Source organism: Variovorax beijingensis, assembly GCF_003951285.1.
Lineage (GTDB): Bacteria > Pseudomonadota > Gammaproteobacteria > Burkholderiales > Burkholderiaceae_C > Variovorax > Variovorax beijingensis.
Genome location: NZ_RXFQ01000008.1, coordinates 120,301 through 132,697 on the forward strand (window position 1 = coordinate 120,301; position 12,397 = coordinate 132,697).

The 12,397-nt window shown below is 66.8% G+C and carries 9 protein-coding genes; 5 read left to right on the plus strand and 4 right to left on the minus strand.

Annotated elements, in window-relative coordinates:
* Nucleotides 1–57: 57 nt before the first annotated feature.
* The 5 genes from icd to sbcB all read left to right on the plus strand — a co-directional run bounded on the left by icd (nucleotide 58) and on the right by sbcB (nucleotide 7,377).
* Complete coding sequence (gene icd, locus EJO66_RS15760) at nucleotides 58–1,317, plus strand: NADP-dependent isocitrate dehydrogenase (RefSeq protein ID WP_018904993.1); 1,260 nt, start codon at nucleotides 58–60, stop codon at nucleotides 1,315–1,317.
* Between the two features lie 316 nt (nucleotides 1,318–1,633).
* Entirely contained in the window at nucleotides 1,634–1,993 is a 360-nt protein-coding gene (gene clpS, locus EJO66_RS15765; RefSeq protein WP_012747757.1) for an ATP-dependent Clp protease adapter ClpS, read from the plus strand.
* Between the two features lie 67 nt (nucleotides 1,994–2,060).
* A complete protein-coding gene (gene clpA / locus EJO66_RS15770; protein WP_124959522.1) occupies nucleotides 2,061–4,382 on the plus strand; it encodes an ATP-dependent Clp protease ATP-binding subunit ClpA in 2,322 nt (773 codons plus the stop codon).
* A 109-nt stretch (nucleotides 4,383–4,491) separates the two neighbouring features.
* Nucleotides 4,492–5,937: a cardiolipin synthase gene (gene cls, locus EJO66_RS15775; protein ID WP_124959523.1), complete on the plus strand. Its 1,446-nt coding sequence runs from the start codon at nucleotides 4,492–4,494 to the stop codon at nucleotides 5,935–5,937.
* Nucleotides 5,938–7,377: an exodeoxyribonuclease I gene (gene sbcB, locus EJO66_RS15780; protein ID WP_125965566.1), complete on the plus strand. Its 1,440-nt coding sequence runs from the start codon at nucleotides 5,938–5,940 to the stop codon at nucleotides 7,375–7,377.
* A gap of 4 nt (nucleotides 7,378–7,381) precedes the next feature.
* On the opposite strand, the gene EJO66_RS15785 is transcribed toward sbcB, so the two are convergent.
* The 4 genes from EJO66_RS15785 to EJO66_RS15800 are packed head-to-tail and all read right to left on the minus strand — an operon-like array spanning nucleotide 7,382 to nucleotide 12,282.
* Complete coding sequence (locus tag EJO66_RS15785; protein ID WP_125965567.1) at nucleotides 7,382–8,662, minus strand: amidohydrolase family protein; 1,281 nt, start codon at nucleotides 8,660–8,662, stop codon at nucleotides 7,382–7,384.
* 40 nt (nucleotides 8,663–8,702) lie between these two features.
* Nucleotides 8,703–9,626: an ABC transporter permease gene (locus EJO66_RS15790; RefSeq protein WP_125965568.1), complete on the minus strand. Its 924-nt coding sequence runs from the start codon at nucleotides 9,624–9,626 to the stop codon at nucleotides 8,703–8,705.
* Nucleotides 9,623–10,684 (minus strand): ABC transporter permease, encoded by a 1,062-nt coding sequence (locus EJO66_RS15795; RefSeq protein ID WP_206168856.1) that lies wholly within the window; start codon nucleotides 10,682–10,684, stop codon nucleotides 9,623–9,625. The genes EJO66_RS15790 and EJO66_RS15795 overlap by 4 nt, the downstream gene beginning before the upstream one ends.
* Complete coding sequence (locus EJO66_RS15800) at nucleotides 10,684–12,282, minus strand: ABC transporter ATP-binding protein (protein ID WP_125965570.1); 1,599 nt, start codon at nucleotides 12,280–12,282, stop codon at nucleotides 10,684–10,686. The genes EJO66_RS15795 and EJO66_RS15800 overlap by 1 nt, the downstream gene beginning before the upstream one ends.
* Between the last annotated feature and the right edge of the window lie 115 nt (nucleotides 12,283–12,397).

Consider the following 12,397-nt stretch of genomic DNA (forward strand, 5'->3'; position numbering starts at 1 on the left):
TGTCTGAATTCGCAGACAGTCGTCCGAATTACGTCACTCCCGGAGTCATTCCCCCTCATGTCCAGCTACCAGCACATCAAAGTCCCGGCCGAAGGCCAGAAGATCACGGTCAACGCCGACAACTCGCTCAATGTGCCTGATCAGCCGATCATTCCCTTCATCGAAGGCGACGGCACGGGTCTGGACATCACCCCGGTGATGCTCAAGGTGGTGGATGCTGCGGTGGCCAAGGCCTATGGCGGCAAGAAGAAGATCCACTGGATGGAAGTCTATGCCGGCGAAAAGTCGACCAAGGTCTACGGCCCCGACGTCTGGCTGCCCGAGGAAACCCTGCATGCGGTGCGCGACTACGTGGTGTCCATCAAGGGCCCGCTCACCACGCCCGTCGGCGGCGGCATCCGCTCGCTGAACGTTGCGCTGCGCCAGGAACTCGATCTCTACGTCTGCCTGCGCCCCATCCAGTACTTCGAGGGCGTGCCCAGCCCGGTGCGCGAGCCGCACAAGACCAACATGGTCATCTTCCGCGAGAACTCGGAAGACATCTACGCCGGCATCGAATTCGAAGCCGAAAGCGACAAGGCCAAGAAGCTCATCAAGTTCCTGCAGGACGAGCTGGGCGTCAAGAAGATCCGCTTCCCCAACACGTCGGGCATCGGCGTCAAGCCCGTCTCGAAGGAAGGCACCGAGCGCCTCGTGCGCAAGGCACTGCAGTACGCCGTGGACAACGACAAGCCCAGCGTCACCATCGTGCACAAGGGCAACATCATGAAGTTCACCGAGGGTGGCTTCCGCGACTGGGCCTACGCCCTGGCTGCCAAGGAATTCGGCGCCGAACTGATCGACGGCGGCCCCTGGATGAAGTTCAAGAACCCCAGGACGGGCAAGGAAATCACCGTCAAGGACAGCATCGCCGACGCATTCCTGCAGCAGATTCTCCTGCGCCCCGCAGAATACAGCGTGATTGCCACGCTCAACCTGAACGGCGACTACGTGTCCGACGCGCTGGCGGCCCAGGTGGGCGGCATCGGCATTGCCCCGGGCGCGAACCTGAGCGACACCGTCGCCATGTTCGAAGCCACCCACGGCACGGCTCCCAAGTACGCCGGCAAGGATTACGTGAACCCCGGTTCCGAAATCCTCTCGGCCGAAATGATGCTGCGCCACATGGGATGGACCGAGGCGGCCGACCTGATCATCAGCTCGATGGAAAAGTCGATTGCCAGCAAGAAGGTCACCTATGACTTCGCCCGCCTGATGGACGGTGCCACGCAAGTGAGCTGCTCGGGCTTCGGCCAGGTCATGATCGACCACATGTAATTGCGCGAGCAGCCGCTCTGCGGCGTCTGCGGGCGCCGCGAAAGCCAAGGCCCTCGAGATCACCCGGTCTCGAGGGCTTTTCTTCATCCGGCATGGCAAGGCGGCTCGGGTTGAGAAATGGAACACCTTGCTCCAAATACCCATTTTTTTCCGGGCGGGTGCCGCGTAATATTTACGCTGCAGCGCAGGCGAGAGGCAGATTTTTTTGCATCGCCTGCGGTGTCGTGCACGACGCAAGCCTCTTGATTTGTCGAATACGCGCCACCAAGTCTTCTTGCGCCGGCACGGTGCTTGCACGCTCTATAGAATCTTTTTTATGGCAACGAGAATTCCCAAGACTCCCAGCACTCCGCCGGCCCAGAAACCGGCCGGGGATGACGGAGATTCGGTCGTTCTGGAGCGGCGCCCGCAAAAAACCGCGCCGCCCCAGATGTACCAGGTCGTCATGCTGAACGACGACTACACGCCGATGGAGTTCGTGATCGTCGTGCTGCAGGAATATTTCAACAAGGATCGCGAAACCGCGACCCAGATCATGCTCAAGATCCACCTCGATGGCCGCGGCGTTTGTGGGGTTTATTCCCGCGATCTGGCGGCCACCAAGGTCAATCAGGTGATGGAGGCTGCGCACCAGGCCGGGCATCCGCTGCAGTGCGTCAGCGAGCCCATTGCGTGAACCAGTTGAATTGCGCGCGCTCAAACCCATCTGAGAATTTATTTACAGCAAGGCAAAAGGAAATCACATGATTGCCCAGGAACTGGAAGTCAGCTTGCACATGGCCTTCGTCGAGGCCAGGCAGCAGCGCCACGAGTTCATCACCGTGGAGCATCTGTTGCTCGCTTTGCTGGACAACCCGAGCGCCGCAGAGGTTCTGCGCGCCTGCTCGGCCAACGTCGACGACCTGCGGGCGTCGCTCACCAACTTCATCAAGGACAACACGCCCCAGGTGGCGGGTACCGACGATGTAGACACCCAGCCGACGCTGGGTTTCCAGCGCGTGATCCAGCGCGCCATCATGCATGTGCAGTCCACCGGCAACGGCAAGAAGGAAGTCACCGGCGCCAATGTGCTGGTGGCGATCTTCGGCGAGAAGGATTCGCACGCGGTGTACTACCTCCACCAGCAGGGCGTGACCCGCCTGGACGTGGTGAACTTCATTGCCCACGGCATCAAGAAGAGCGATCCGCCCGAGGCCGTCAAGGGCAGCAGCGAATCGCCTTCGGGCGAGGGCGAAGAGGGCGGCGCCGAAAAGAACGAGAAGGCCTCGCCGCTCGAGCAGTTCACGCAGAACCTCAATCAACTTGCCAAGGACGGCAAGATCGACCCGCTGATCGGCCGCGAATACGAGGTCGAGCGCGTGATCCAGATCCTGTGCCGCCGGCGCAAGAACAACCCGCTGCTGGTGGGTGAGGCCGGCGTGGGCAAGACCGCCATCGCCGAGGGCCTGGCCTGGCGCATCACGCAATCCGACGTGCCCGAGATCCTCGCCGAGGCGCAGGTCTACTCGCTCGACATGGGCGCGCTGCTGGCCGGAACCAAGTACCGCGGCGATTTCGAGCAGCGCCTGAAGGGCGTGCTCAAGTCGCTCAAGGACAAGCCGAACGCGATCCTGTTCATCGACGAGATCCACACCCTGATCGGTGCGGGCGCGGCTTCGGGCGGCACGCTCGACGCCTCGAACCTGCTGAAGCCGGCGCTCTCGAGCGGCCAGCTCAAGTGCATCGGCGCCACCACCTTCAGCGAGTACCGCGGCATCTTCGAGAAGGACGCGGCCCTGTCGCGCCGTTTCCAGAAGGTCGACGTGGTCGAGCCGACGGTGCAGGAAACCGTCGACATCCTGAAGGGGCTGAAGTCGCGCTTCGAAGAGCACCACGGCGTCAAGTACGCGGTGGCGGCCCTGCAGGCTGCGGCCGAGTTGAGCGCCAAGTACATCAACGACCGCCACCTGCCCGACAAGGCCATCGACGTGATCGACGAGGCCGGCGCTGCCCAGCGCATCCTGCCGGCGAGCAAGCGCAAGAAGACCATCAGCAAGACCGAGGTCGAGGACATCGTCGCGAAGATCGCGCGCATTCCCCCGGCCAACGTCAGCAACGACGACCGCGGCAAGCTGCAGACCATCGAGCGCGACCTCAAGAGCGTGGTGTTCGGCCAGGACAAGGCGCTGGAAGTGCTGGCTTCGGCCGTCAAGATGGCGCGCTCGGGCCTGGGCCGCGAGGACAAGCCGATCGGCTCGTTCCTGTTCAGCGGCCCGACCGGCGTCGGCAAGACCGAAGCGGCCAAGCAGCTGGCCTATATCATGGGCATCGAGCTGATCCGCTTCGACATGTCCGAATACATGGAGCGCCATGCGGTGAGCCGGCTGATCGGCGCGCCTCCGGGCTACGTCGGGTTCGACCAGGGCGGCCTTCTGACCGAAGCCATCACGAAGAAGCCGCACGCGGTGCTGCTGCTCGACGAAATCGAGAAGGCGCATCCGGACATCTTCAACGTGCTGCTGCAGGTCATGGACCACGGCACCCTGACGGACAACAACGGACGCAAGGCCGACTTCCGCAACGTGATCATCGTGATGACCACCAATGCGGGTGCCGAGACCATGAACAAGGCGACCATCGGCTTCACCAACCCGCGCCAGGCGGGCGACGAGATGGCCGACATCAAGCGCCTGTTCACGCCGGAGTTCCGCAACCGCCTGGATGCCACCGTGAGCTTCAAGGCGCTCGACGAGCAGATCATCCTGCGCGTGGTCGACAAGTTCCTGCTGCAGCTGGAAACGCAGCTGGCCGAGAAGAAGGTCGACGTCACGTTCAGCGACGGGCTGCGCAAGCACCTGGCGAAGAAGGGCTTCGATCCGCTGATGGGCGCCCGCCCGATGCAGCGCCTGATCCAGGACACGATCCGCCGCGCGCTGGCCGACGAGCTGCTGTTTGGACGCCTGATCGATGGAGGCCGCCTGTCGGTCGACATCGACGACAAGGGTGAAGTGCAGCTGGACATCCAGCCGCTGCCGAAGAAGGAAGGCAAGTCCAAGCCCGAAGCCGAAGAAGCTGCTGCTGGATAAGGCGGACCGGCAAGGCCGGTTCCGCGCTGTTCCTGGCAGTACGCAAAAGGCCGGTAGCATTCGCTGCCGGCTTTTTTTTGGCCGGAATCTATCCGTACGCAGTTTTACTTTGATCCTCCCCGAGCTCAGTCAGGAATGGAAAACCGGCCTCTCTCTGGCCTGGAGCGGCTATATCGCCGTGCTGTCGGTCTGGATCGTGATGCAGAAGCGCGCGCCGGTGTCCACCATGAGTTGGATCCTGTCGCTCGCGCTGCTGCCGTTCGCGGGCTTCGTCATCTACTACTTCCTCGGGCCGCAGCGCCTGCGCAAGCAGCGCGTCAAGCGCTTGCGCAGCCGCGCCAGCGCACACACGCAGGCCGACCTGGCGCGCGTGCGCGACGCGGCGCAGAACGCGCCGCCGGCGCTGCAGCAGATGGCGCGGCTGGGTACCGCGGCCTGCGGGCTGCCGGTTTCCAGCGCGACGGGCGTGGCGCTGCTCTCGGGCGGTGCACGTACCTTCGACGCCATCTTTGACGCGGTGCGCGCGGCGCGCGACCACATCCACCTCGAGTACTACATCTTCGAGCCCGACAAGATCGGCACCGCGCTGCGCGACCTGCTGGTGGAGCGTGCCGGGCAGGGCGTGTCCGTGCGCCTGCTGCTCGATGCGCTGGGCTCCAAGCGCATCGGCCGCAAGTTCATGGCGCCGCTGCATGCCGCGGGCGTGCAGGTTGCGCTCTTCCATGACACGCGCATCGGCCGCCGCCTGCGTCCGGTGACCAACTACCGCACCCACCGCAAGATCGTCGTCTGCGACGGCCGCGTGGGCTTTACCGGCGGCGTCAACGTCACCGACGAGGAAGACAAGCGCACCCGGCCCGATGCCTACCATGACGTCCACCTGCGCATCGAGGGCAGCGCGGTGCGCTGGCTCCAGACCACCTTCCTGGAGGACTGGACCTATGCCACCGGTGAGGATCTCCGTGACATCGATCACCTGATGGGCGCCATGCTGCCGCAGGTCGAGGCAGGCGACATCCCCGTGCAGATCGTGACCAGCGGTCCCGACAACATGCTGGAACCCATCCACCGCATGCATGTGGAGGCGATCCATTCGGCAAGCGAGCGGGCCTGGCTCACCACGCCGTACTTCGTGCCCGGCGAGCCCGCCATGATGGCGCTCACCAGCGCTGCGCTGCGCGGCGTGGACGTGCGTCTCCTGGTGCCGCGGCGCAGCGATTCGGCCATTGTGAGCGCGGCCGCGCGCTCCTACTTCGACGAGTTGATTGCGTCGGGAGTCAAGGTCTGGGAATACAAGGCGCGCATGCTGCATTCCAAGACCTTGGTGGTCGACGACCATTGCGCGATGATCGGTACCGCGAATTTCGACAACCGCAGCTTCAGGCTCAATTTCGAAGTGAGCGCGGTGGTCTACGGCCCCGAGCTGGCACGCCCCCTGGCCGCGCAGTTCGAGACCGACCTGCACAGTTCCGGCGCGGTGCGCGCCCATCGGCCGCAGAGTTTCTGGCGCCGCCTCGGCGACGCGATTGCACGATTGTTTTCTCCCTTGCTCTGAATGAACCACACCTTTCTCTGGCACGACTACGAAACCTTCGGCGCCGTGCCGCGCCGCGACCGGCCTTCGCAGTTCGCCGCCATCCGCACCGACGCCGAACTCAACGAGATCGGCGAGCCGCTGATGATCTATTGCAAGCCGGCGCCCGACTACCTGCCCAGCCCCGAGGCCTGCCTGATCACCGGCATCACGCCCCAGGTCTGCCTGGAGCGCGGCATTCCCGAGCATGCCTTTGCCGCGCAGATCGAGAAGGCCTTCTCGCAGCCCGGCACCATCGGCGTGGGCTACAACACCATCCGCTTCGACGACGAGGTCACGCGCTTCCTGTTCTGGCGCAATCTCATCGATCCATATGCGCGCGAGTGGCAGAACGACTGCGGACGCTGGGACCTGCTCGACGTGGTGCGCCTGACCTACGCGCTGCGGCCCGAGGGCATCGAGTGGCCGAAGAAGGAAGACGGCAAGCCCAGCTTCAAGCTCGAGGACCTGGCGCGCGCCAACGGCCTGCTGCACGAGTCCGCGCACGATGCGCTGTCCGATGTGCGCGCCACCATCGCGCTGGCGCGGCTCATTCGCGACCGCCAGCCCAAGCTCTTCGAATTCGCCTTCGGCCTGCACAAGAAGGACCGCGTCGCCAGCGAGCTCGGCCTGCCGGCCATGCGCGAGACGGCGCGGCCTTTCCTGCACGTGTCGGGTATGTTCCCGGTCGAGCGCGGCTGCCTCGGTGTGATGTGGCCGCTCGCGAGCCATCCGACCAACAAGAACGAACTGATCGCCTGGGACCTGGCCCATGACCCCAGCGAGCTGCGCGACCTCGACGTCGAGACCTTGCGCCTGCGCCTGTTCACGCGCACCGCCGACCTGCCCGAAGGCGTGGTCCGTCTGCCGGTCAAGGGCATCCACCTCAACAAGTCGCCCATGGTGGTCGGCAACCTGCGCACGCTGGCGCCCGCGATGGCCGAGCGCTGGAATGTCGACCTCGATGCGGCGCTGCGCCACGCCGCCATTGCGCGCGACCTGCCCGACATGAGCGCCATCTGGTCGCAGGTGTATGCACGGCCCAAGGAGGCGGTGCCCGATGTCGACGAAGACCTCTACGGCGGCTTCGTCGGCAACGCCGACCGGCGCCGCCTGAACCAGCTGCGCGCGCTGTCGCCCGAGGAACTCGCCAAGGACCGCACCGGCTTTGACGACGGGCGGCTCGAGGAAATCCTCTTTCGCTACCGCGCGCGCAACTGGCCTGAGCTGCTCAGCGCCGAGGAGGCCGAACGCTGGGAGGCGCTGCGCGCCGCGCGGCTCTTCAAGGGCGAGGGCGGCGCGCGCACCATCGAGATGCTGTTCAGCGAAGTCGATGCGCTGTCCGAAACCGCGGACGAGCGGGGCGAAGAAATCCTGGGTGCGCTCTACGAGTACGCCGAGGCCATCGCGCCCGAAGCCTGAGACGCTAGGACTTGCGGCTCATCCAGTTGGTGGCCTGCGCGCGGCCCGGCAGGTGCAGCGCGGCTGTCGCGGCCGGTGTTTCCGCCAGCAGGCGCCCCTTGCGGAACACCTTGAGCCGCGTCGCGCGCAGCCGGATCGCCTCGACCGGATCGCGCGCCTGCAGCAGCACGAAGCTCGCGTCGCAGCCCGCCTCGAGGCCGTAGCCCTCCAGGTGCATCACGCGCGCGGCGTTGATGGTCACAGCTTCGAAGCACTGGCGGATGCCGGCCTGGCTGGTCATCTGCGCCACATGCAGGCCCATGTGCGCCACTTCGAGCATGTCGCCCGAGCCCATGCCGTACCACGGATCCATCACGCAGTCGTGGCCGAACGCGACGTTCACGCCGGCGGCCATCAGCTCGGGCACGCGCGTCATGCCGCGGCGCTTGGGGTAGGTGTCGTGGCGGCCCTGCAGCGTAATGTTGATGAGCGGGTTGGAAACCACGCTGACGCCGCTCTGCGCGATCAGCGGCAGCAGCTTGCTCGCGTAGTAGTTGTCCATCGAATGCATCGAGGTGCAGTGCGAGCCCGTCACGCGGCCCTGCATGCCGAGGCGCCAGGTCTCGGCCGACAGGGTTTCGATGTGGCGCGAGAGCGGGTCGTCCGATTCGTCGCAGTGCATGTCGACCAGCTTGCCGCGCTCGGCCGCCAGCTCCATCAGCAGCTTCACGCTGGCGGCACCATCGGCCATGGTGCGCTCGAAATGCGGAATGCCGCCGACCACGTCCACGCCCCTGTCGAGCGCGCGCTTCAGGTTCTCGACGCCACCCTCGGAGCGCAGCACGCCATCCTGCGGAAAGGCCACGAGCTGCAGGTCGAGGTACGGCGCGACCTTGCGCTTGACCTCGAGCAGCGCATCGACTGCGAGCAGGCTCGGGTCGCTCGTGTCCACATGCGAGCGCACGGCCAGCAGGCCCTTGGCCACCGCCCAGTCGCAATACGCCAGCGCTCGCTCGATGAGTGCGTCGGCCGTGAGCAGCGGCTTGAGTTCGCCCCACAGCGCAATGCCTTCGAGCAAGGTGCCGCTCTGGTTGACGCGCGGCAGGCCGTAGCTGAGCGTGGCATCCATGTGGAAGTGCGGATCGACGAAATGCGGCGCGAGCAGCAGGCCTTGGGCATCGAGCTTGTCGAGCGCCGGCGCGTCGAGCCCGGCGGTGACTTCGGTGATGCGGCCGCCTTGCACGGCGATCGACATGCCCGAGCGGCCGTCGGGGAGGGTGGCGTTGATGATCAGGAGATCGAGCATCGTGAAGGTCTCCGAGATGCGGATGCAGGAGATTTTCGGTTCAACGCTCCCCCTTGCGATAGGGCTTCATCAGCGCTTGCGGATAGCTGGCCTTGCGCGCCACCAGCACCAGCGCGAGGATCGACAGCAGGTACGGCAGCATCAGGTAGATCTGGTAGGGCAGCAGGGCGTCGCCCGATTGCTGCAGCCGCAGCTGCAGGGCATCGAAAAACGCGAACAGCAGCGCGCCGAGCAGGGCCTTGCCTGGCCGCCAAGAGGCAAACACCACCAGCGCCACGCAGATCCAGCCGCGGCCGTTCACCATGTTGAAGAAGAAGGCGTTGAAGGCCGAGAGCGTGAGGAAGGAGCCGGCCACGCCCATCAGCGCCGAGCCCGCCACGATGGCACCGGTGCGCGTGGCCGCGACCGACACGCCCTGGCTCTCGGCCGCCTGCGGGTTCTCGCCCACCATGCGTACCGCGAGCCCGAGCGGCGTGCGGTACAGCACCCAGGCAATCGCCGGCACCAGCAGCAGCGCGAACAGCGTGAGCGCGGTCTGCGCATTGAGAATGGGCACAGGCAGCCACTCCATCGGTGCGAAGGACGTGATGGTCGGCGGCGTGTTCACCTTCGGAAAGCTCACGCGGTAGCCGAAGTAGCTGAGCGCGGTGGCCAGCAGCGTGATGCCCAGCCCCGAGACATGCTGCGACAGCGCCAGGCCCACTGTAAGAAAGGCATGCAGCAGACCGAACGCCATGCCGGTGAGCGCGGCCACGCCGACGCCGGCCCAGAGCGGCGCGCCCGCATACACCGCGAGCCAGCCGGTGAAGGCGCCCGCGACCATGATTCCCTCGATGCCGAGGTTGAGCACGCCCGCGCGCTCGCACAGCAGCACGCCCAGCGTGCCGAGGATGAGCGGCGTGGCGATGCGCAGCACCGCGACCCAGAACGCCGGATTGGCGAGGATGTCGAGCAGGTCGGTCATTTCATCCGCAGCCGGTATTGCGTCAGCAGCGTCGCCACCAGCACCGCAACCAGCGAGGCCGCGACGATCACGTCGGCGATGTAGGTCGGCACGCCCACGGCGCGGCTCATGGTGTCGGCGCCGACCAGCACGCCCGCCACGAACACGCCCGCGGTGATCACGCCCAGCGGATGCAGGCCCGCGAGCATCGCGATCACGATGCCGGTGTAGCCGTAGCCCGGCGACATGTCGAGCGTGACGTAGCTGGTGCGCCCGGCCACCTCGATGGCACCCGCAAGGCCGGCCAGCGCACCCGAAAGCAGCGCGACCATCACCACGGTGCGCGTGACGGGCACCCCGGCGAAGGCGGCGGCACGCGCATTGGCACCCACCGCGCGGATGTCGAAGCCCAGCACCGTGTACTTGAAGATCGCCCACACCATCACCGCCAGCGACACGGCCCAGACGAGCCCGGTGTGCACGCGCGTCTGGGCGACGAGCTTGCCGAGTTCGAGCTCGGACTGCAGCGACACGCTCTGCGGCCAGCCCATGGCGCTCGGGTCCTTCATCGGCCCGTCGAGCAGCGCCGACACGCCGAGCAGCACGATGAAGTTGATCAGCAGCGTGGTCACCACCTCGTCGACGCCGAGCCTGTTCTTCATGAGCGCCGGGCCGAGCAGCAGCAGGGCGCCCGCCACGGCGGCGGCCAGCATCATCAGCGGAAACAGCAGCCAGGGCTGCAGCTCGAAGCCGGTGCCGCCATGCATGCCGCCCACGGCCACGGCCGCGAGGGCGCCCGCGAACAGCTGCCCCTCGGCGCCGATGTTGAAGAGCCGCGCCTTGAAGGCGACCGTCGCGGCCAACCCGGTGAGGATCAGCGGAATGGCGCGCGTCAGCGTCTCGCTCCACGCGAACACCGAGCCGAAGCCGCCCTGCAGCAGCAATAAATAGGTGCGGCCGACCGGCGCGCCGGCCCAGAGCACCAGCAGCGCGCTCACCGCCATGGTGAAGGCCACCGCGCCGATGGGTGCCAGCACCAGTGCGGCGCGCGAGCTTTGGTGGCGCCGTTCGAGCCGCATCATGGCGTGGCTCCTGCGCGTTGCTGCTGCGGCGCCGCCGCGCCGGCCATCGCCAGCCCGATGGCTTCGCGCGTCCACGCCGCGGCCGGGCGCGCTTCGCCGAGGCGGCCGCCGTGCATCACGGCCACGCGGTCGCCGAGCGCGAGCACTTCGTCGAGATCATCGGAAATCACCAGCACCGCCGCACCCGCTTCGCGCGCGGCGATGAGCTGCTGCTGCACATAGGCGACGGCACCGATGTCGAGGCCCCAGGTCGGCTGGTGCGCGACGATCAGGCGCGGCGCGCGCGTCGGGTATTTCCTGTTCTCTGCGTCTTCTTCGTCCTGCTCGGGCGCCAGCAGCGCGCGCCCGAGGATCAGCTTCTGCATGTTGCCGCCCGAAAGCGAACGGGCCGGCGCCATCGGCCCCCCGCCGCGCACGTCGAATGCCTTTTCGATGCGCTGTGCATGCAGCCGCGCGGCCGCACGCCGCACGAACCATGACCAGCGCGAGAAGACCGGGCTGCGCAGCCGCTCGGACACCGCGTTCTCCCACACCGGCAGGTCGCCGACCACACCGACCGTGTGCCGGTCCTCGGGGATGCGCGCGACGCCGCGCTGCACCAGCCGGGCGGGCGAGGGCGGCAGCGCGCGACCCATCAGCAGCGCCGTGCCCGAGGTGGCGCGGCGCGTGCCGCACAGCAGCTCGGCCAGCGCCACCTGCCCGTTGCCCGAGACGCCCGCGATGGCGGTGATTTCCCCGGCGCGCAGCGTGAGCGACACCTCGCGCAGCCGGTTCTGCCCCTGGTCCTTGTCCGATGAGGTGCTCACATGGTCGAGTACGCAGACCGCATCGCCCACCGACCTGGCGGGCCGGCGCAGCGGCGCCTCCACCGCATGCCCGACCATCCACAGCGCGAGCTGCGCCTGCGTGGTGTCGGCGGTGCGCGCCTCGGCCACCAGCTTGCCGCTGCGCAGCACGGCAATGCGCTGCGACACGCGCAGCACCTCGCCCAGCTTGTGGCTGATGAAGATCACCGACAGGCCCTGCGCCACCATCTGCGCGAGCGTGGCGAACAGGGCCTCGCTTTCCTGCGGCGTGAGCACGGCGGTCGGCTCGTCGAGGATCAGGATGCGCGCGCCGCGGTACAGCGCCTTCAGTATCTCGACGCGCTGGCGCTCGCCGACCGAGAGGCTGCCGATCTTCGCGTCGGGCTGCACCGGCAGGCCGAAGCGCTGCGCCACCTCGAGCAGCTTCGCGCGCGCGGCGGCCCGGCGCGAGACCGGGCGCCAGAGCGCCTCCGTGCCCATCATCACGTTGTCGAGCACGCTGAGGTTGTCGGCCAGCGTGAAGTGCTGGTGCACCATGCCCACGCCCGCGGCCAGCGCCGCCTTGGGATTGCCCGGCGGCAGCGGCGCGCCGAAGACTTCGATGCTGCCTCCGTCCGCGACGTAGTGGCCGAACAGGATGGACATGAGCGTCGACTTGCCCGCGCCGTTCTCGCCCAGCAGCGCGAGCACTTCGCCCGCGTGCAGGTCGAGTGAGATGGCGTCGTTGGCGACGAGAGTGCCGAAGCGCTTGGTGATGCCCTGCAGGCGCAGGACGGTTGTGTTGTTCATGAAGGCGTTGCTCCTTCCCCTCCCGGGGGAAGGCCGGGATGGGGGCGGGCGGCGCCCGCAACGCCACGGTGACCGATCGAAGGCCGCGTGCCCCCACCCCAACCCTCCCCCGGAA

Coding starts and splice junctions, on each gene's coding strand:
- icd (WP_018904993.1), top strand. CDS start 58: ATGTCCAGCTACCAGCACATCAAAGTCCCGGCCGAAGGCCAGAAGATC.
- clpS (WP_012747757.1), top strand. CDS start 1,634: ATGGCAACGAGAATTCCCAAGACTCCCAGCACTCCGCCGGCCCAGAAA.
- clpA (WP_124959522.1), top strand. CDS start 2,061: ATGATTGCCCAGGAACTGGAAGTCAGCTTGCACATGGCCTTCGTCGAG.
- sbcB (WP_125965566.1), top strand. CDS start 5,938: ATGAACCACACCTTTCTCTGGCACGACTACGAAACCTTCGGCGCCGTG.
- EJO66_RS15785 (WP_125965567.1), bottom strand. CDS start 8,662: ATGCTCGATCTCCTGATCATCAACGCCACCCTCCCCGACGGCCGCTCG.
- EJO66_RS15790 (WP_125965568.1), bottom strand. CDS start 9,626: ATGACCGACCTGCTCGACATCCTCGCCAATCCGGCGTTCTGGGTCGCG.
- EJO66_RS15795 (WP_206168856.1), bottom strand. CDS start 10,684: ATGCGGCTCGAACGGCGCCACCAAAGCTCGCGCGCCGCACTGGTGCTG.
- EJO66_RS15800 (WP_125965570.1), bottom strand. CDS start 12,282: ATGAACAACACAACCGTCCTGCGCCTGCAGGGCATCACCAAGCGCTTC.